The 19,473-nt window shown below is 71.6% G+C and carries 15 protein-coding genes; 6 read left to right on the top strand and 9 right to left on the bottom strand.

The window, feature by feature from the left end; translation table 11 throughout:
• Positions 1 to 158: 158 nt before the first annotated feature.
• The 4 genes from WBN91_RS33770 to fxsA are packed head-to-tail and all read right to left on the bottom strand — an operon-like array spanning position 159 to position 6,241.
• Positions 159 to 1,328, bottom strand: a complete 1,170-nt coding sequence (locus tag WBN91_RS33770) for a hypothetical protein (RefSeq protein WP_337728352.1) — start codon at positions 1,326 to 1,328, stop codon at positions 159 to 161.
• A gap of 31 nt (positions 1,329 to 1,359) precedes the next feature.
• Complete coding sequence (locus WBN91_RS33765) at positions 1,360 to 2,322, bottom strand: hypothetical protein (protein WP_337728353.1); 963 nt, start codon at positions 2,320 to 2,322, stop codon at positions 1,360 to 1,362.
• A gap of 16 nt (positions 2,323 to 2,338) precedes the next feature.
• Positions 2,339 to 6,037: an FxSxx-COOH system tetratricopeptide repeat protein gene (gene fxsT / locus WBN91_RS33760; protein ID WP_337728354.1), complete on the bottom strand. Its 3,699-nt coding sequence runs from the start codon at positions 6,035 to 6,037 to the stop codon at positions 2,339 to 2,341.
• Positions 6,038 to 6,073: 36 nt separating this feature from the next.
• Positions 6,074 to 6,241: an FxSxx-COOH cyclophane-containing RiPP peptide gene (gene fxsA, locus WBN91_RS33755; protein WP_170199842.1), complete on the bottom strand. Its 168-nt coding sequence runs from the start codon at positions 6,239 to 6,241 to the stop codon at positions 6,074 to 6,076.
• 161 nt (positions 6,242 to 6,402) lie between these two features.
• Between fxsA and WBN91_RS33750 the strand changes: the two genes are divergently transcribed.
• The 4 genes from WBN91_RS33750 (at position 6,403) to WBN91_RS33735 (ending at position 12,902) form a co-directional block, all read left to right on the top strand.
• Entirely contained in the window at positions 6,403 to 7,521 is a 1,119-nt protein-coding gene (locus WBN91_RS33750; RefSeq protein ID WP_337728355.1) for an FxsB family cyclophane-forming radical SAM/SPASM peptide maturase, read from the top strand.
• Positions 7,518 to 8,654, top strand: a complete 1,137-nt coding sequence (locus WBN91_RS33745; RefSeq protein ID WP_337728356.1) for an aKG-HExxH-type peptide beta-hydroxylase — start codon at positions 7,518 to 7,520, stop codon at positions 8,652 to 8,654. The genes WBN91_RS33750 and WBN91_RS33745 overlap by 4 nt, the downstream gene beginning before the upstream one ends.
• A gap of 200 nt (positions 8,655 to 8,854) precedes the next feature.
• Positions 8,855 to 12,298: a TM0106 family RecB-like putative nuclease gene (locus WBN91_RS33740; protein ID WP_337728357.1), complete on the top strand. Its 3,444-nt coding sequence runs from the start codon at positions 8,855 to 8,857 to the stop codon at positions 12,296 to 12,298.
• A gap of 67 nt (positions 12,299 to 12,365) precedes the next feature.
• Positions 12,366 to 12,902 carry a snapalysin family zinc-dependent metalloprotease gene (locus WBN91_RS33735; protein WP_337728358.1) on the top strand — a complete coding sequence of 179 codons (537 nt, stop codon included), beginning with the start codon at positions 12,366 to 12,368 and terminating at the stop codon, positions 12,900 to 12,902.
• A gap of 127 nt (positions 12,903 to 13,029) precedes the next feature.
• On the opposite strand, the gene WBN91_RS33730 is transcribed toward WBN91_RS33735, so the two are convergent.
• The 4 genes from WBN91_RS33730 to WBN91_RS33715 form a co-directional block, all read right to left on the bottom strand.
• Positions 13,030 to 13,857, bottom strand: a complete 828-nt coding sequence (locus tag WBN91_RS33730) for a hypothetical protein (protein ID WP_337728359.1) — start codon at positions 13,855 to 13,857, stop codon at positions 13,030 to 13,032.
• Positions 13,858 to 13,977: 120 nt separating this feature from the next.
• Positions 13,978 to 14,931, bottom strand: a complete 954-nt coding sequence (locus WBN91_RS33725; protein WP_337728360.1) for an ABC transporter substrate-binding protein — start codon at positions 14,929 to 14,931, stop codon at positions 13,978 to 13,980.
• An 11-nt stretch (positions 14,932 to 14,942) separates the two neighbouring features.
• The gene (locus WBN91_RS33720) at positions 14,943 to 15,695 is read right to left on the bottom strand and encodes an amino acid ABC transporter ATP-binding protein (RefSeq protein WP_337728365.1); all 753 of its coding nucleotides are present in this window, start codon (positions 15,693 to 15,695) and stop codon (positions 14,943 to 14,945) included.
• A gap of 11 nt (positions 15,696 to 15,706) precedes the next feature.
• Positions 15,707 to 16,606, bottom strand: a complete 900-nt coding sequence (locus tag WBN91_RS33715; RefSeq protein ID WP_337728361.1) for an amino acid ABC transporter permease — start codon at positions 16,604 to 16,606, stop codon at positions 15,707 to 15,709.
• A 330-nt stretch (positions 16,607 to 16,936) separates the two neighbouring features.
• On the opposite strand from WBN91_RS33715, the gene WBN91_RS33710 reads away from it, so the two are divergent.
• On the top strand, positions 16,937 to 17,599 hold the full coding sequence (locus WBN91_RS33710; protein WP_337728362.1) for an LPXTG cell wall anchor domain-containing protein: 663 nt from the start codon (positions 16,937 to 16,939) through the stop codon (positions 17,597 to 17,599).
• Positions 17,600 to 17,651: 52 nt separating this feature from the next.
• Here the strand turns inward: WBN91_RS33710 and WBN91_RS33705 are convergent, their stop codons facing one another.
• Positions 17,652 to 18,713, bottom strand: a complete 1,062-nt coding sequence (locus WBN91_RS33705) for an alkene reductase (protein ID WP_337728363.1) — start codon at positions 18,711 to 18,713, stop codon at positions 17,652 to 17,654.
• A 101-nt stretch (positions 18,714 to 18,814) separates the two neighbouring features.
• Between WBN91_RS33705 and WBN91_RS33700 the strand changes: the two genes are divergently transcribed.
• Entirely contained in the window at positions 18,815 to 19,300 is a 486-nt protein-coding gene (locus WBN91_RS33700; protein ID WP_337728364.1) for a MarR family winged helix-turn-helix transcriptional regulator, read from the top strand.
• Positions 19,301 to 19,473: the final 173 nt, after the last annotated feature.

Genomic DNA, 19,473 nt, shown 5'->3' with positions numbered 1-19,473 from the left:
AAACTTTCGGCTGCAACCCCCGGAAAATGCGGTAGCCCTTCGGGCAGGCCATACGGGGATGACACAAGCAAGAAGCCAAAGTTGCGCTGTGTCCTCCTCGGCGGACTGCCCACTCGCCGGCTTCGCCGAAGAGCCCGCGCTGCGCGCGATGGGGCCTGTTAGAACTGGGGGACTCGCTTGGGGCGGTTGACGCGTACGGCGGCCGGGCGGAGTGCCGGCTGGGGTACTGGTTCTGGTGCCGGTTCGGCCTTCTCGGGTTCCTCGACTGCCTCGGGCTTGGGAGGTTGGAGACGGTCGTAGGTGCCGTTGGCGAAGGCGTGTAGGAGGTTCACCACGACGACCGCAGGGGCCACCACCGCGATCGCGCCCGGAAAAGTCGGCTCCAGCAACAGCGCCAGGATGATCGCCGTCAAGCCGTTCTGCTGCCCGAGGCTCAGCCGCATCCGGTCGCCGCGCCAGCGTTTTGGCAGGGTGAGGACCCAGGCCACTGCTCCCTGCGCGAAGAACGCCGCCGCGCCCAGCACCGCTCCGACCCCGGCCAGCACCCACGAGAACTCGAAGGCCAGGACCAACCCGACCGCGAAGGTCGCCGCGAACATGCCGACCTCGGCCAGGCCGTCCACCCACTTCCCGAGGTCCGGCCGGAAGAACAAGCCGATCAGGGCCAGGGCCAGCAGCAGGGAGAAGCTCACCGCCACGTACCCGATCACGACCACGACGACGGCCGACACGGCGTGCACGGCCAGCCTGGCCCCACGGCCCGTGATGGTCACGCCTCGGCGTCGTACCAAGAGCCACAGCAGGAACGCGCCACCGGCCAGTGCGAGGTTCAGGGCGAAGTTGACCGTGAAAGCGCCGAAACCGCCGACTGTGCCGCCCTGCAAGGCGAAAGACGTGATGTACACGGTCAGCAGGACGGTGATCGGGTCGTCGAAGGAGGCCCACGCGGACAGCAAAGCCTTCGCTGAATCGGACATCTTGGACTTCGTCCGCACTGCGGCCACCGACAGCGGGTCGATCTGGGCCACGGCTACCGCGAAGACCAGGTGTTCCGGCTGTCGGTACACCAGGAACATCACCGCGAAGATCAGGGCGACTTTCGCGAGAACACCCAGAGTGACCGCTACCACCACAGTGCGCAACTCGCGGCGGAATTCCTCGATCACGATGCCGCTGGTGCTCGCGTACAGGCCGAAGCCCAGCAACGCGGTGATGAAGAAGGAATATGCCGAGGATTCGTCTACTTCACGCAGTCCCAGCTGCCACGCGGCGATCCACCCCGCGCCGAGGGCGGCCAAGAGTGCTGCCGAGCGAAGCGCGGGTGTCACCATTTCACGGTAGGCAGCGGAATCATCTTGTTCAAGGCCCGAATGGAGTGAGGCCGGCCGCCAATGAAGACAGCCTCTCGTCGGCGTTGCTGACCCGCGCCTGGTCGATGGTCACGCCCGCCAAGTACTCGCCGGGGCCCAGCCGGTAGTAGTAGACCGCGCCCATCTCCACGTCCAGGACAGCCCGCACGAGCAGGCCGCCTACGACCGGGCGCAGGGCTCTGTTGAGCTTGGTGGCCAAGCCACCCAGTTCGCGGAGGAAGCCCTGGTAGAACCGCCGGCGGGCGTCGACGGTGATCTGCTTGAAGAACGGGGCCAGGGACGGGTCGCCCAGGTGGTCCACCATCGTCCGCACCTCTCCCCCGGCGACGTGGGCGACCACGTGCAGGTCCTCGGCGCGGGAGGCCGCCAGGCACTCGGGCAGGGAGCCGTTGCCGACCGACACGAACGGGTCGTGCGGGCCGGCGCCCGGCAGGGGGACCGGGTCGGACGAGGTTTCCCAGCCGCCGGGGTTGAGGGAGCCCAGGCTGAGTTCGCCGCGCAGTGACGTGGCGAGTTCGGCGACCGCTCGGTCTGCCTCGTCGACGGCCGGGTGGCCGAAGAGGGGACCCGCGCCGGCGTGGTCCAGGACCAGGCCGACGACGTGTTCGGTGGGCACGACCGAGTCGCAGAACACCGCGCCTTCCTCGGTGTGCAGGACCAGGCGGATGAGCCGGCCGGTGCGGACCTCCTGCAACGTGCGGTCCAGGGCGGTCATCTGGAAGGTCAGGTGCCTGCCCAGGCGCTTGAGCTCCTCGCGCCTGCTGCCGCCGGGCAAGGCGTCGGGAGGGGGTGGCGGGTCGCCCAGGGCGTCGACGCCGAAGTCGAAGACGCCGCTGCTGTAGTGCGCCAGGTAGTGCAGTGCCGGGCTCTTCACGATCGCCGCGCGGCACGCGTGCCGGGTCGTGTCGAACTCGGGGCCCAGGTGCTCGGCCTCCTCCTCGTACAGCTCCACGCTTCCTCCGGGGCGCTCAGGTGTGCGGGATGTCGACATCACACTCCAGCCAGTCCTCGTCGGTGGTACCCATCCGCAGGTTGTGCGCGGCGGCTGCGGTGTGGGGGTGGTCGGGGCCGAGGAACTCGACGCAGTCGGCGTGCGCGGCGGCGATCAGGTCGGCGGCCACGGCGGTGTCGCCCGCCGCCGACCGGACGCGGGCCTCGTCGACGGCGGCGGCCAGGGTCCACGGGTGGGTGTCGCCCAGTCGGGCGCGCAGCACGGACGCCGCCGCCTCGACGTTGGCCACCGCGCCGGGGTGGTCGCCCGCCGCGCGCAGCGCCAGGCCCAGGCCCAGGCGGCACAGCGCGAGGAACGGGTGCTCCTCGCGGACGCCTTGCAGCGCCTGGAAACCGTCCAGCGCGCTGCGGGCCAGCTCCACGGCCAGGTCCGGGTCGCCGCCGACGCGCCGGTGGTCGTGGGCGAAACTCAGCCGGCAGCCCAGGGTGAACGGGTGGTCCGGGCCGACCAGTTCGCGGAAGTCCCGCAACGCCTTGCCGGTGCGTTCCTTGGCCGCGCGGGTGCGCCCGGCCTGCCGCAGCGCCACGGCGTACTGCCAGGCCACCCGCACCTGCACCGGGTTCAGCTCCGGCCGCAGGCTCTGCAACTTCTGCGAGGCCCGCAGCAAGGACTCCAGCGCCTCCGGGTACCGGCCGAGTTCCCGCTGGTAGAGCCCTATCTGCGCGAGCGTGCTCCAGGTGTACTCGTCGCGATCGCCGAACAGCCTGCGCCGGCGGCGGAAGTTGTCCTCCTCCAGCGCCAGCGCGCCCACGACGTCGCCGGACAGGTACATCGACAGCGCCAGGTTGTGCGCGGCGCGGCGGGTGTCGGGGTGGTCCTCGCCCAGGACCTCGCGCGAGCCCTCCCAGGTGGCCTGGTCCTCGGCGAGCGCCTCGGCGAACAGGCCCAGGCCGCGCAGGTCGCCGCCCCGGCCGCGGGCGGTGGCCAGCGGCTGCGGGTGCAGCAGGTCCAGGGCGCGGCGCTGCTGGGCCAGGGCGAGGTCGTCCAGGCGCAGCGCCTCGACGGGTTCGCCGAGCACGCGGTGCACGTTGGCCAGTTGGGTGGCCAGGCGGTTGCGCAGCGGGTCGTCCGCGCCGAACCGGCGGGTCCACGACGACAGCAGCGCCCGGCCGGGTTCCAGCGCGGCCCGCCGCACGCCCGCGCCTCCGTCGGTGAACAGGAACCGCGCCTGGTTGACCAGCCAGCGGCGCACCTTCGGGTCGTTGCTGTGCAGCGCGCCGGACGGGAACACGTGCTGCTGCAACTCCTGGAACCGGTGTGCGCGGGTGGGCGACTTCTCCTCCACCTCGGTGGGCGCGAACGCGGCCAGCGCGGAGAGCACGTCCGCCTGCCGGGCCTCGCGCTCCACGGGGGTCATGCCCTCGCGCAACGCCCGCTGCACCACCCGGTGCAGCCGCAGCGTGTACTGGTCGCCCCAGTCCACGCGGAACAGGCCGTGCCGCGCGCCGGTCCACAGCACGCGGTCGATCTCGCCGGCGTCCAGCTCCAGCGGCGCGGCGTCCAGGCCGCCCGCGGCGATCACGCGGTCCAGGAACGCGGGCGAGCGCACCAGGCCCAGCGCCACGCCCTGCGGCGACAGGAACGAGCACAGCCGCGCCACGAGCACCGCGACCCGGCCGATCCCGTTCTCCCGCAACGACCCGGTGACCACGTCGACCACCCGGCTGACGCCGTCGCGGTCGGACCGGGCCAACCGGTCGAAGAACGTGCGGGTCGCCCACGCCGCCGCGTCGGCGTCCGACGAGCCCATGCCGCGCTCGGTGGCGACGGTCTCGGCGAGCCACGCGGCGGCCAGGTCCAGGGCCAGCGGCAGCCGTTGCAGGTGCGCGGCGACCCGGTCGGCGTCCTCGACGGCCAGCCCCGGAACCCGGTGCAGCAGCAGCTCGACGCTGTCCTCGCGGCTCATCCGGACCAGCTCGATCGCGGGCGCGGCGGCCATGCCGGACGTGATCAGCACGTGCCCGCCGCCGCCGGGCGGCAGCAGGTCGGCGATCGCGTCGAGGTCGTCGGCGTTGTCGTAGACCAGCAGGAACCGCGCGTAGGCGGGGTCGTTCGCCAGCCGGTCCAGGGCGGTCAGCGAGCCGAAGTCGGTGGAGCCGGGCAGGCGCAGCGCCACCGCCAGGTCGGCCAGGCCCACCTGCACGGACTGCCGGTCCTGCGCGGACAGCCACCACACGGCGTCGTAGTCGGAGGAGAACCGGTAGGCGTACTCCAGCGCCAGCTCGCTCTTGCCGACGCCGGGCACGCCGTTGAGCGTCACCACCGCGCGTTCCGCGCCGGCGTCGGCGAACTCGTCGCGCAGCGCCTCGATGTCCTCGTCGCGGCCGACGAACGCGCGGTGCCGGGGCGGCAGGTGGAACACCGCCGGGTCGGCGCCGGGCACCCGCATGGTGGTGTCGTGCGCGGTGCCGGGGCGGTCGATGAGGCCGAAGTGCCCGAGCAGCTTGGCGCTCAACGTCTCCGGCGCGTGCCGGTGCACCGACAGGCCGTCGGAGTCGTCGTCGGGGTCCAGCAGCAGCCGCAGCACCGTCGCCGGCCGGTCGGGCAGCTCGACGCCGTCCAGGTGCGGCGACACCAGCACCACCACGCCGGGCGGCACGTCGTCCTCCCACCACTCGCGGGCCTCGGTGTAGGGGCGGACCTGCGCGCCGGCGCGTTCGAGCTGGCCGCGCACCCAGTCGGCCCAGGCGCGGTCGCGCGGGGCGTAGGCGACGGCCACGCGGTCGGGCTCGGCGGTGGAGGCCAGGCCGAAGACGCGGCGGTAGCGGGCGCGCAGCACCGGGGACACGGGCCGGGCGGCGGTGACCGCGCCGCCGCTGACGGCGGTGGCCAGGCGGCCGTACTGGGCTTCCAGGGCGCCGGTGCCGCCGGGTTCCTCGGCCAGGATCGCGAGCAGCGGGTCGAAGGCGTCGAAGGGCCGGTACGGGATCTCGACCGTGCCGCCGTCCGGGACGCGTTTCGCCTGTCCCGCCAGCAGTTCGGCGAAGGCGGCGTGGATCTGGGAGCGGACGCGCTGCGCGCGGGACTGCTCGGAGTCGTCGAACAACGTGGCCACCGGGACCACGTCGATGCGGATCGGCGCGCGCTTGCGGACCCGCGTGGCCAGGTCGGCGGCGTCGGCTATGGCCCTGGGACGGGGCCGGAAGCACACCACGGCCAGCTCGCACAGCGTCGCGACCAGCGTCAGCGACTCGTCCGCGACCCCGGTCGGCGCGTCGATGAGCACCTGGTCGTAGTCGGATTCGGCCAGGCGGGCGCGTAACTCCGCGATCGCGCCGGCGTCGCCGTGCCCGCCGCGACCGGGTTCACCGCCGAACGGGGCCACGACGTCGATGTGGCCGCCGTCGTCGGGCGCGGGCAGCGCGAACCGCTCCACCACCGGCAGCGGGTCCTCTTCGCGCGCCGGGTCGGCGTGGTAGGCGGCCAGCAGCGCGCGGCCCAGCGCGTCGGGCAAAGCCCGGCGGGACACCAGGAACGGCTCCAGGTACTCGCGCACGTGCGGCACCTCGGAACCCCAGTCCACCACCAGGACCCGTTGTCCCGCACCGGACAGCACCCAGGCCAGGTTCGCCACCGCGCTGGTGCGTCCGGTGCCGCCGGTGGCGGACAGGAACGCCGTCACACCGGTGTGGCCGTGGCCGGCAGGGCTGCTCATGGACTGCTCCAGATCGGCGGGCGGAAGGGGGGCGCGCTACAGGGAACTCTCGAACGCCGCGAACCGGTCGGGCAGCTCGGCGTTCTCGGCGAGGATGCGGTTCAGGGCGGCGCGCAACGCGGTGTCGGGCAACTCCGCCAGGCGCGCGAGGTCGATCCCGGTGACGTCGAGGAGTTCGGACTCCAGGACGGGTTCCTCGGCCATCTTCCACCCCCTCACCGCAAAGGTGCGGCTTTGCTCCCGGTCCCTTGATCCCATCGTAGTGCGCGGCAACGAAGAATGCGGGGAATCCTCCGATCGGCGGAAGTGAGCGCCGGCGCGATGTGTTTGGTTGGTTGTCCGGGGGCCGATGGATCGGGGGGTGCATGGAAACGCGGCCGTTCCGGCAGTTCGTCGTGAAGGTGCACAGCCGGTGCAACCTCGCGTGCGACTACTGCTACGTCTACGAACTGGCCGACCAGAGCTGGCGTTCGCGTCCGCGCGTGATGTCGCCGGAAGTGGTGGCGGACACGGCCGAACGGGTGGCGCGGCACGTGCGGGCGCACGCGTTGTCCGAGGTGGAAGTCGTGCTGCACGGCGGAGAACCGCTGTTGGCGGGACGTGCGGCGCTGGCTGCGCTGGTGGACCGGTTCCGCTCGGTGGTGCCCGCGTCGGTGCGGTTCTCCGTGCAGACCAACGCAACCCTGCTCGACCGGGACTTCCTGCGGTTGTTCGCGGAACTGGGCGTCGGGGTCGGGGTGAGCGTGGACGGGGGCCGGGAAGCGCACGACCGGCACCGCAGGCGGCCCGACGGAACGGGCAGTTGGGCGGCGGCGCGGGACGGTTTGCGGTTGCTGGCCGACGAGTTCCCCGCGGTGTACCGGGGCGTGCTGTGTGTGGTCGATGTGAACAACGACCCGCACGACGTCTACGGTTCCCTGCTCGATTTCTCGCCGCCCGTCCTGGATTTCCTGCTGCCGCACGGGAACTGGACAGTTCCGCCGCCCGGGCGCGCTGCCGGGTCCCCTCGAACCCCTTACGCGGATTGGCTGATCCCGTTGTTCGACCGGTGGTATGACGATCCGGTGACCCGCGTTCGGCTGTTCGAGGAACTGTTGAACGTGGTGTTGGGCGGGCAGTCGCGGCTGGAGGGCGTGGGGGTGACGCCGACCGCGCAGGTGGTGGTGGAGACCGACGGGTCGATCTCGGCGTCGGACATCCTGGCCTCGTCCGCGCCGTCCGCCGCGTCCACCGGCCTGCACGTGTCCCGCGACGACTTCGACCGCGCCCTGTCCCTGCCGGAGGTGGTCGCGTCCCGCTCCGGGCGCCTGGCGGCGACCTGCCGGGCCTGCCCGGTGGTGGCGGCGTGCGGCGGCGGCCTGCGGGCGCACCGGTTCCGCGCCGGGTCGGGCTTCGACCACCCGTCGGTGTACTGCCCGGACCTGTTCCGCCTGATCACCCACGTCCGCGACCGCGCGGCGGCCGACCTGGCGGCGCCGGCGTGACGGTGCCCCGGTGGCGCCTGTCCGCCGCCGCCTTCACCGCGCTGGCCCGCGGCGAGGGCGGCCCGGAGGTCGTCCGCGACCTGCGGCTGGCCCGCCGCAGCCGGACGTCGCTGCTGATCAGGCTCATCGCGACCGCCCAGGAGGCCCGCCCGGCCTACCGCCTGCTGGTGGACGCCGACCGCGTCGCACCGGACGAGGTCGCGGCGGTCCTGGACCACCCGTCGGTGGGCGCGTGGGCGATCCGCACCGCCCTGGCCCTGCGCTCCCGCGTGCCGACCCGCCCGGCCGAACTGTCCTTCACCGCCGCCGCTGCCGCTGTCCGCGCCGGCCTGCCGGTGACCTTGGACTTCCCCCCGGTGGAGGTCTTCGCCCTGCCGACCCTGGGCGTCGCGGACCCGACGACCCTGGCGTACACACCCATGCCGGAGATCACCCTCGGCCCGCGCACGGTGCAGATCGACACGTGGCCGGGCGGCGGCACCCCACCGGAACTCCCGATCGCCGACGAGGTGGACGCGGACGCCTGGCACCGCTCCCTGGCCGCGGCCTGGGACATCCTGTCCACCGACCACCCCACCCTGGCCGCCGAGGTGGCCGAACTCGTGACGGTCATCACCCCCATGCCCGCGGCCCCGACCGGAACCACCAGCGCCACCGTCGCGGACGCGTTCGGCTGCGTCTTCCTGTCCCCGTCCCCCGACCCGGAGGCGCTGGCGGTGACCCTCGTCCACGAGGCCCAGCACACCAAGCTCGTGGCCTTGATGGACCTGTTCCCCCTGCTCGTCCCGGACCGCCGCGAGACCTTCTACGCCCCTTGGCGCGAAGACCCGCGCCCGTTGGCCGGCCTCCTGCACGGCACCTACGCCCACCTGGGCGTGGCCAGGTTCTGGCGCACCCGCCCGGGCCTGGCCGCCCAAACCGAGTACGCCCGCTGGCGCCGGGCCGCCTACACCGCCACCGAAACGCTGCTGACCAGCGGCGGCCTCACCCCGACCGGCCACCGGTTCGTCGAGGAGATGGCCCAGGTCCTGCGCAGGTGGTGCGCCGAGCCGGTCCACCCCGACGCCGAGGCCAAAGCCCACACCCAAGCCACCGCCCACCACACCCGCTGGACGTCCCGACAACCACACTGAGCCGCCCGCCCGAATCGTCGGTGGTCGGTGGAGACCCGAATTGTCGGTGGTCGGTGGGAGAATGGAGACGGGGGCCGGAGGCCACACCCGCGAACATCGCGCCCGCCCGCACGGCGCGCCCGCCACGTCGCGCCAACCACACCGCGACTCGCCGAGCGCGGTCCGCCGTTCAGGCGCGTGCCCCCGCGATACTGCCCGCCATGCTCAACGCCGACGGCCGCCTGGTGCACTCCCCGGCCGACCTGGTGGACCTGTTGGAGTGCGACCACCGCAGCCGCCTCACCCTGGCCCTCGCCCTGGGCGTCCCCGGCGCACCCAGCCCCGACCCCCAGCGCGACATCCTGGCCGCGAAGCACGGACTGGCCCACGAGCAGGCCGTCCTGGACCGCTTCAAAGCCACCCACGACGTGGTCGAGATCCCCCAACCCGCGCCGACCCACGAGGCCCTCCAGGCGGCGGCCGAAGCCACCCGCCAAGCCCTCGAAACCCAAGCCCCGGTGATCTACCAGGCCGTTTTCTACGCCGACGGCTTCCACGGCCGCGCCGACTTCCTGGTCCGCACCGACCTCGGCTACGAGCCGCACGACGCCAAGCTGGCCCGCCACCCCTCCCCGGCGAACATCGTCCAGCTCACCGCCTACGCCGACGCGCTCAACGACCACGCCGGCCCGGCCATGCACCTGGTCCTCGGCGACGACACCACCCGCACCTACCGCGTCGCCGACTTCCTGCCCCTGGTCCGCAACCTCAAGGACCGCCTCACCGAACGCCTCGGGGACACCACCCTCCCCGACCGCCTCTGGGACGACGAGCGCCCGGCCTGCGCGACCTGCCGGTTCGCCCGCCACTGCGCCACCGGCCGGGAACGCGACCGCGACCTGTCCCTGGTCGCCGGCATCCGCACCGACCAGCGCCGCAAGCTCCAGGCCGCAGGCCTGGGCACGATCGACGCCCTCGCCAACGCCACCCGCGAGGACCGCCCGGCGACGATGTCCGCCGCCACCTTCACCGGGCTGCGCGCCCAGGCCGCCCTCCAGGTGATCCAGGACGACTCCCGCACCGCCGACGACCCGGTCGGCAAGGTCGCCTACGAGGTCGTCGCTCCCGAGGCCCTGGCCGAGCTGCCGCCGCCCAGCCCCGGCGACCTGTTCTTCGACATGGAGGGCGACCCGTTCGCCCTGGCCGGCGAGGGGCTGGAGTACCTGTTCGGCGTGGTCACCCCGGACGAGGAGTTCACCCCGTTCTGGGCGCACACCCGTCCCCAGGAGAAGCTCGCCTTCGAGCGTTTCGTGGACTTCGCCACCGCCCGCCTCGCCGAGCACCCGGACGCGCACATCTACCACTACGCGCCCTACGAGACGAGCGCGCTCAAACGCCTGGCCGCCCTGCACGGCACCCGCGAGGAGGCGGTGGACCACCTCCTGCGCTCGCGGTCCCTGGTCGACCTCTACGCCGTGGTGCGCAAGGCCCTGCGCGTCTCCCAGCGCTCGTACTCGATCAAGTACCTCGAACCCCTCTACATGGACACCGCCCGCGACGGCGACGTCACCACCGCCGTGTCCAGCATCGAGGCCTACGAGGAGTACCTGACCCTCAACGACCCCGCCGAGGCCGAGGAGGTCCTGCGGGGCATCGCGGACTACAACGCCTACGACTGCGTCTCCACCCGCCGCCTCTACAACTTCCTCCTCGAAGTGCGCGCCGAGGCGGGGATCGAGCCGCACGTCCCCGAACAGTCCTTTGTGGACGAGATCGAGGACGAACTGGCCGCCCAGCGCCGTGCCGAACGGGCCGAGCGCCTCGCCGCCGTCATCGACCCGCTCCTGGCGGGCCTGCCGGACAACCCGGCCGACGCCACGGACGACGAGCGCGCCCGCGCCCTGCTGGCGGCGGCGGTCGGCTACCACCGCCGGGAGACGAACCCGGCGTGGTGGGACTTCTTCCGGCAGGTGGCCGCGCCGCTGCCCGAGCTGGAGTCCGACAACGCCTGCACCGTCCCGGTGTCGGTGACCGCCCAGGACTGGGCGATGCCGTCGGGCCGGGTCCGCAAGGCCAAGCGCGAGGTGGTCGTGCGCTGCGACCCCGACCGGCCGCACCCGTTCGCGCCGGGCGACCAGGTCCGCCTGCTCTACCCGGGCACCCCGAACCACACGCGCGACGCCGTGGTGCTGGCGGAGTCCGCCGAGGACATCGTCCTGCTGGAGAGCACCGCCCCGGACGACACCGACACCGCCCGTCCCGTCGCCGTGCTCCCGGGCAGCCCGGTCCGCCCGTCGCCGAAGGACGAGGCCGTCTACGAGCTGGCCCGCACGGTCGTGGACCACCTCCCGGCCCTGCCGCCGCACCCCGGCGTGGACCTGGTCCGCCGCACCCCGCCCCGGCTCAGGTCTTCCGACGGTCTCCCCCACACCGAGGACGTGATCACCGACGTCATCGCGTCCGTGGACGCGCTGGACAACTCGACCCTCGCCGTCCAAGGCCCGCCCGGCGCCGGCAAGACCTACCTGGCGGGCCGCCTGATCGCGCACCTGATCCGCGGCGGGAAGAGCGTCGGCGTCACGTCGAACAGCCACAAGGCGGTGGAGAACGTCCTGTCCGCCGCCCTGGCGGCCGGCCGTGAGCTGGGCGTCCCCATCCCCACCGCCAAGCGCCCCAAGGGGACGCCCGCCAAGGACTGCGCGTGGGAGCAGCCGAAGGACAACCCGGCCCTGGTCCGCTGGCGCACCGACCAGGGCGCCGGTCACCTGGTCGGCGGCACGGCGTGGACCTTCGCCAACGCCACCCTGCGCGAGCAGCCGTTCGACGTGCTGATCATCGACGAGGCCGGGCAGTTCGCGCTGGCCGACGCGCTGGCGGTGTCCACGTGCACCCGCAACCTGGTCCTGCTGGGCGACCCGCAGCAGCTGCCCCAGGTCGTGCAGGGCACCCACCCGGCCGGCGCGGACGCCTCCGCGCTGGGCCACCTCATCGGCGACGCGGACGTCATCCCGCCCACCCTGGGCTACTTCCTGGACCAGACCCGGCGGATGCACCCCGACGTGTGCACACCGGTGTCCAACCTGTCCTACGCCGGCCTCCTGCACGCCCACTCCACGGCCGCCACCCGCGGCATCGCCGACTTGGCTTCGGGCGTGTACGTCCACGAGGTGGATCACCGCCACAACACCACGAGTTCCGTGGAAGAAGCCAAGGCGGTCGTCCAGATCGTCCAGACGTTGATGGGTCGCATGTGGACGGACACTCACAACGCCCGCCCCATCACCGAATCCGACATCCTCGTCGTGGCCCCGTACAACATGCAGGTCCGTCTGGTCCGGCGGGAACTGGAGAAGCACGGCTACCCGGAGGTCCGCGTCGGCACGGTGGACAAGTTCCAGGGCCAGGAAGCCCCGGTCGTCATCACCACCATGACGTCGTCCGCCGCCGTGGACCTCCCCCGCGGCCTGGACTTCCTCCTGTCCCGCAACCGGATCAACGTCGCCCTGTCCCGCGCGCAGGCGGCGGCGATCGTCGTCGCGTCCCCGCGCCTGGTCGAGGCCGACATCCGGGGCGTGGACCAGCTGCGCCTGGTGTCCGGCATGATCGGCCTCATGGCGGACGCCCGCCCGTGGCCCATCGACGGCATCTATGCCCAACCGCTATGACGCCATCCGGTCATCAGCTCCTACCGTGAATTGCACGAGAACCTTCCCCTGCACCGAAGGAGATCGTGTGACCGGCAAACCCCTGCGCATCCTGTTCGCGGCGATGCTCACCACCCTGGCGCTCGCGGCCGGCGCCCCGACCGCCGCCGCGACGCCGACCACGGCCCTGGCCAGGACCGTCTACTACAGCGCCGCCGGCTACTCGGCGGAAGCCGACCAGGCCGCGCAGATCTGGAACTCGAGGGTGCCGAACCTGCGGATGGTCCGCGGCGGCAGCGCCACGATCCGGATCTACGCGACCACCGGCGGCGGCTCCCGGGCCTACCCCTGCGGGCTCGGGTGCGCCACCATCTACATCGACACCCGGGACGTGGCGGCGGGCCACTACGCCCTGCGGATCGTGGCCCACGAGATCGGGCACGGCCTGGGCCTGCCCGACACCTACAACGGCATCTGCTCGTACCTGATGTCCGGCGGCAGCGCGGGCACGTCCTGCCGCAACCCGTACCCGAACGCCCAGGAGGCGAACCGGGTCAACCAACTCTTCGCAGGCGGCTACCAGGCCGCGACGACGGGCACCCCGGACGTCTACGCGAAGAACTGACCGGGGCGGCGGACCGCACTCCCACCGCCCCGCCCTGTCCCCCGGCACCCGAAGCTCGGCGGCCGGGGGCGCCGGGGGGACAGGACCACGCCGAGGGGCCGGACGAGCCTCCCGCTCGCCCGGCCTCTCAGCACACCTTGTCCCGCTCCCGCAACACCTTCACCGCGAGCCCGGACGACATCCCGAACGCCGACACGACCTCGTCACCCAACCGCCGGAACTCGTCAGCCGCATCCCGGACCCGCCCGCCACGCGCCCACTCCACGGCCCGCCAGTACCGCAACCGGAAGTCGACGGCCCGTACCGCCGGATCGTCCTCACCGACCCGCCGGACGTCCTCTTCCCCCACCTCGTGGAGGATGCGCACCGCTTCGGCGACATCGCCGCTCTCGCCGGCCCACACCGAGATCCCGAGGCGGAGCGCGCGCAGGACGGTGAGCGGGACATCGCCGTCGGCACGGCACTCGTCCAGCAGCCGCCGCCCGATCTCCAGGGCACCACTGGAGTCCCCGCTGTCCGCCATGCAGCTCAGCCACTCGTCGTGCGCGTACAACGTCCGGGCGTTGAACCGGCCGTTGCACCGCTCCTCGTCCGCTGTGATCGCCGCCCACTCCGCCAGCGCGGAGACGTCCCGGCGGACGAAGGCGGGTACGCGGTCCGAGCCCACGGCCGCAGCCGGGTGCGCGCCCAGCTGGACGGGGTCGTCGAGTTCCCGCACGAGCGGCAGCCGGCCCCGGCGGTCGCAGCGCAGCAGCGACCGGCGGGCGTCGCGGCGGTCGTCGCGCAGCTTCACCACCGCCGCCGCGCGGGTCGTGGAGAACCCGGCCACCACCGCCGCCGCAGCCGCTGCCGCCGACGAGACCGCCGCGGGCACGGGGAGCTTCGTCAGCACCGCGCCGACCGCCACCAGGACCAACGCCAGTCCGACCAGCAGCCAGACCAACCGACGTCGCACAGAGCCTCCCGAACGGAATGCCGCCTACCGCTCGATGCTCCCGCACGGCCCACGTCCACGCCGCCAACGGTCCGATATTCCACGCGAGGTGTGCCGGGGTCGTGCGACCCCGGCACCCGCTCAGCTCTTCGGCAGCCCAGGCGGGTTGATCTCCGACTTCTCGACCGCCTCGTTCGACAACCCCCACCGGTCCAGCACCTCGGCGTACTTCCCGCTCGCGATGAGGTGGTTCAGCGCCTCGTTCACCGGCTCCACCAGCCCGCTGCCCTTCTTCGTCGTGGCCGCGATCTTCCCCTGGATCTCCCCACCCCCGGAGAACGACCCGATGATCTCCGTCTTCCCGGAAGTCGCCACGTGGTAAGCAGACACCGGGTTCGGCCCCAGGTAAGCGTCGATCCGCCCGGACTCCAGAGCCAGGTAGTAGTCCGCCGCGTTCTGGTAGTACTTGATGTCCGTCGGCTGCAACCCCTTGGCCTCGTTCTGCTTGCTCCACGCCACCAGGATCTTCTCCTGGTTCGTCCCGGACCCGACCGCGATGATCTTCCCGGCCACGTCCTCCGGCCCCTTCACCTTCCAGGAGCCGCCCTTGCGCGCCTCGAACGCCAGCGTGTCCAACCGGTACGTGGCGAAGTCGTACTTCTCCTTGCGGGCCTCGGTCACCGTGATGTTCGACAAGCCCAACGGGTACGCCCCGCTGTCCAAGCCCACGAACAGGTTCTCCCAGGACGTCACCTCCAGCTGCGGCTCCAGCCCCAGCACGCCGGCGATCAGCACCGCGATGTCGGTCTCCACCCCGATCACGGTCTTGTCGTCGTTCGCGTAGAACCGCAGCGGCGGCGCGGAGGTCGACGAGCCGGCGATGACCAGCTTGCCGGACTTGCGGATCGACTCCGGCACCTTGGCCGCGATCGCGTCCACCTTGTCGGCCACCACCCGGTTCTGCTGCGGGCTCAGGTTGACCGTCTTCCCGGCCGCCACGACCTTGTCCTCGGTCACCGCCCCGTCCGCACCCGCGCACCCCGCCAGCACCAGCGCCGCCACCGCACCGACCCCGGCCAACTTCCACCCAGCCACGACAAATCCCTTCAGAGCACTTTGGACAGAAAAGAACGAGTACGCGCGTGCCGCGGGTTGTCCAGCACCTCACCCGGCGGCCCCTGCTCCACCACCACACCCTCGTCGAGGAACACCACCGTGTCCGCGACCTCGCGCGCGAAACCGACCTCGTGCGTCACCACGACCATCGTGGTCCCGCTGCGCGCCAAGTCCTTGATCACGTCGAGCACCTCGCCGACCAGCTCCGGGTCCAGCGCGGACGTCGGCTCGTCGAACAGCAGCACCTTCGGCTCCAGCGCCAGCGCCCTAGCGATGGCTACCCGCTGCTGCTGACCACCGGACAGGTGCCTCGGGTAGGCGTCCTCCTTGTCCGCCAAACCGACCCGCGCCAGCAACGCCCGTGCCCGCGTCCGCGCCTCGGCCACTGGACGCCGCTGCGCCGACACCGGCGCCTCCACCACGTTCTCCAACACCGTCAAGTGCGGGAACAGGTTGAAGTTCTGGAAGACGAACCCGACCCCGGTGCGCTGCCGCAGCACCTCGCGCTCGCGCAGCTCGTGCAGCCGGTCGCCCACCCGCCGGTACCCGACCAGCGAGCCGTCGATGGTGACGTACCCGCGGTCCACCTTCTCCAGGTGGTTGATCGTGCGCAGCAACGTCGACTTCCCCGACCCCGACGGCCCGAGCACCACCACCACAGCGCCGGTCGGCACGTCGAGGTCCACTCCGCGCAGCACCTGGTTGTCGCCGAAGCTCTTGTGGATCCCGCGCAACCGGACCATCACGTCACCCGTCACCGCGACCACTTCCAGCCCTGCGCGTCCCGGGTCGCGCCCTTGGCGTAGCGCTTCTCCACGTAGTGCTGGACGATCGACAGCAGGGTGGTAAGCACGATGTACCAGACCGTCGCCACCATCAGCAGCGCCACGACCCGCGCGTTGCGCCCGTACACCACCTGCACTTGGTAGAACAGCTCGCCGATGGCCACCACGGACACGATCGACGTGCCCTTGAACAAGCTGATGACCTCGTTGGCCGCGTTGGGCAGGATGGACCGCATCGCCTGCGGCAGCACGATCCGGCGGAACTGCCGCGCCTTCGGGATCCCCAGCGCCGCCGCCGCTTCCAACTGCCCGTGGTCGACGGAGATGATGCCCGAGCGCACGATCTCGGCCGCGTAGGCCGCCTGGTGCAGCCCCAGTCCGAGCACCGCCGCGCCCATCGGGCTGATCAGGTCCTTGGTCTCGACCCCGAAGAACGTCGGTCCGAACGGGATGCCGAAGTGCAGCTCTTCGTACAGGTAGGAGATGTTGAACCAGAACAGCAGCTGCACGATCAGCGGGATCGACCGGAAGGCCCAGATGTAGGCCCATGACACCCCGGACAGGAACCTGCTGCGGGACAACCGCATCAGCGCCAGGACGATGCCCAGCGCGAACCCGATGGCGGTGCCGTACAGGGTCAGCTCCAGCGTGACCCCCACCGCCCGCAGGATGGACTGGGCGGTGAAGTACTGGAGGAACGTCGGCCAGTCCCAGCCGGGGTTGGTGGCCAGACCGTGGATGAACTGCGCCAGCAGCACGAAGACGACGACCACGCCGACCCACCGCCAGGGGTGGCGGGCGGGCACGACTTTCAGCGTCGACAGGTCTTCGTCGGGCTCACGCAGGCGTGGTCGTACGGACACGCTCATGGTGGAGTCCTTCGGAAAAGGATGTGAGTGCGGCAGAAACTGTTCTGTCAGCGACAGATAGCGCTGGACGCGAAGCCGAAGTCGATGTGCCTGCGGGAGCAGAGGACGGCCATCGCACACTCCCTTTCCAGTCCGGGCGGCATTCCGACCAGACGGCAAAGTAGCCACTTCGCAGCTTCGCGAACAAGGGTGACCACCTGCTGAAACCACGATGGGTCAGCGGTTGACAAGCCCGCATGTCACCCGAATTGAGCAACACCGGATGTGAACAGGTGGTGACACCGGTCCGTATAGGGGTATGCGCTTCCCGCCGTACCAACAGGAGTGACCATGCACGCTCGGACCCTCCGGGCTCCGCTCTGCGTCATCACCGCCGCCCTCGCCACGGTCCTCGCCGCTGCCCCGGCGTCCGCACACACCCCGACGCTCAAGGTGACGTGCGCCGACAACCAAGCCGTGCTGTCCGTAGAACTCCGCTACTACAACAACGACAGACCGAACGTCCTGCGCATCACCGACAACACAAGCCCTTTGGACTTCCGCACCTTCGGCTCGTACTTCCGCCGCACCTACACCGCTCCCGGCACCACCGGGCACACCTTCACCATCACGGTGGAAGCCTGGGACGACCGCTACTGGACCCGAGGCTGGTCCTTCACCAAAACCCTGACCATTCCCCCTTGCTTCACGCCACCCCCGCCACCACCACCTCCAGTCACCACAACACTTCCGCCCGCTCCGCCGCCCCCACCCACCGAAACCTCAACCACCACAACGACAACCACAACAACGACCACCACGACCACGACCACCGCCCTGACCCTGGACTGGCCCACCACCCGCCCCAAACCCGTGGTGATCCCCGCTGCCACCGACACCGGCCTCCCGGACACCGGCGCGGACGTGACAGCCCCCTTGGTGATCGGCCTTCTGCTCCTCACCGGCGGCACGGTCGTCCTGCTCATCCTGCGCCGCCGCGCGAACGGCCGCTGACAACGCGAAACCGGCGCCCCTTCGTGGAAGGAGCGCCGGTCTCACGCCGGAGTCAGGCGGCCAGCGTCGGGTAGTCCGTGTAACCGCGCTCGTCGCCGCCGAAGAAGGTGGCCGGGTCCGGGGTGTTGAACGGGCCGTTCGCCGCGATCCGCGCCGGGAGGTCCGGGTTGGCCAGGAACAGCGCGCCGAAGGCGATGGCGTCGGCCGTCCCGTCGGCGATCAGGTCCAGGTCGGACGGCTCGGTGACGCCCTCGTGGTTGCGCGGGTTCAGCACGAGGGTGGAGCCGAAGCGCTTGCGCAGGGACAGGGTCAACTCGCGGTCCCACTCGGAGACGTGCAGGTAGGCCAGGCCGAGCGGGTCGATCGCCTCCACCAGCGCCGGGTACACGTCGTGGTGGTCGGTCTCCTGGATGTCGTTGTACCGGTTGCCGGGCGAGACCCGCAGGCCCAGCCGGGACGCCCCGATCTCCTCGGCGACCGCCCGCACGACCGCCACGGGGAAGCGCAGCCGGTTCTCCACCGACCCGCCCCACTCGTCGGTCCGCTGGTTGCTGTTGGGCGCGAGGAACTGGTGGATCAAGTAGCCGTTGGCGCCGTGCAGCTCGACCCCGTCGAACCCGGCGGCGATCGCGTTGCGGGCCGCTCGCGCGTAGTCGGCGACGGTCTCCTCGATACCCTCCGGCGTCAGCGCCACCGGCGTCACGTTGTCCAGCATCGCGGTACCGGTGAACGTGCTGCCCGCCGCGCGCACGGGCGAGGGTGCCACCGGGTGCAGGTCGCCGGGCAGCAGGTCCGGGTGCCCGATCCGCCCGGTGTGCATGAGCTGGGCGAAGATCACCCCGCCCGCCGCGTGCACCGCGTCGGTGACCTTCCGCCACCCCTCGACCTGCTCGGAGGTGTGCAGGCCCGGCGTGTGGACGTAACCCTGGCCCACGGCGGAGGGCTGGATGCCCTCGGTGATGATCAGCCCGGCGGACGCGCGCTGCGCGTAGTACTCGGCCATCGCCGGGGTCGGGACGGTGTCGTACGCGCGGCTGCGGGTCATGGGGGACATCACGATGCGGTTCGCCAGCCGGGTGCCGGCGAGGTCCAGCGCGTCGAACGGGGTGGTCATCACAAACCTCCAAGGTCGGATACCTGTCCGAACAGGTATCAACCCCTGGATTGTTCCGCCAGTGACCACGATCACGCTGGTAGACGACTAAGATGGTCATCATGGCTGACCAGACAGCGACCCCAACGAGCCTGCCCGTACCCGCCACCGCCCGCACCGGCCCGGTCAGCCACGCGATCTTCCGACTGGCCCGCCTGCACCGCATGGTGGCGGGCCAGCTGCTGCGCAAGGCCGGGCTGCACCCCGGCCAGGAGCTGGTGATGATGCACCTGTGGGACTGCGGCCCGGCCCGGCAGGCGGAGCTGGTCGGCATCCTGGACTCCGACTCGGCCACCATGACCCGCACCGTCCAGCGCCTGGAAAAGGCAGGCTTCGTCCGCCGCGTCCCCGACCCGTCCGACCGCCGCGCGTGGATCATCGAGCCGACCGTGGCCAGCCAGGCACTGCACCGCGAGGTGGAGCGCATCTGGGGCGAACTGGAGCAGGTCACGACCGGCGGGTGCGACGAGGCCGAACGGGCCGAGGTGGTGCGCCTGATGGGGAAGCTGGAGTGCAACCTGGTGGCCTGGGCCTTCCCCCGGGACTAGACGAGTGATGCGCAATTCGGTCACTGGTCGTGGGCGGCGAGGGATCAGGTAACGGCGCTTTCCGCCGAAGGCGCGCCGCTTTTCGCCGAAGGCGTTTCGCCCGAAGGGCGGGGAGCTCTTGCGTTCCGCCAAGCGGCAGCGACCACGGGAAGGGCCTCGGTTTCTTTCCCCGT

The organism is Saccharothrix sp. CCNWYY140, from assembly GCF_037401995.1.
In the GTDB taxonomy this organism is placed as follows: domain Bacteria; phylum Actinomycetota; class Actinomycetes; order Mycobacteriales; family Pseudonocardiaceae; genus Actinosynnema.
The sequence above is the reverse complement of the archived record's forward strand: the minus strand, read 5'-3'. Positions and strand labels throughout refer to the sequence as shown.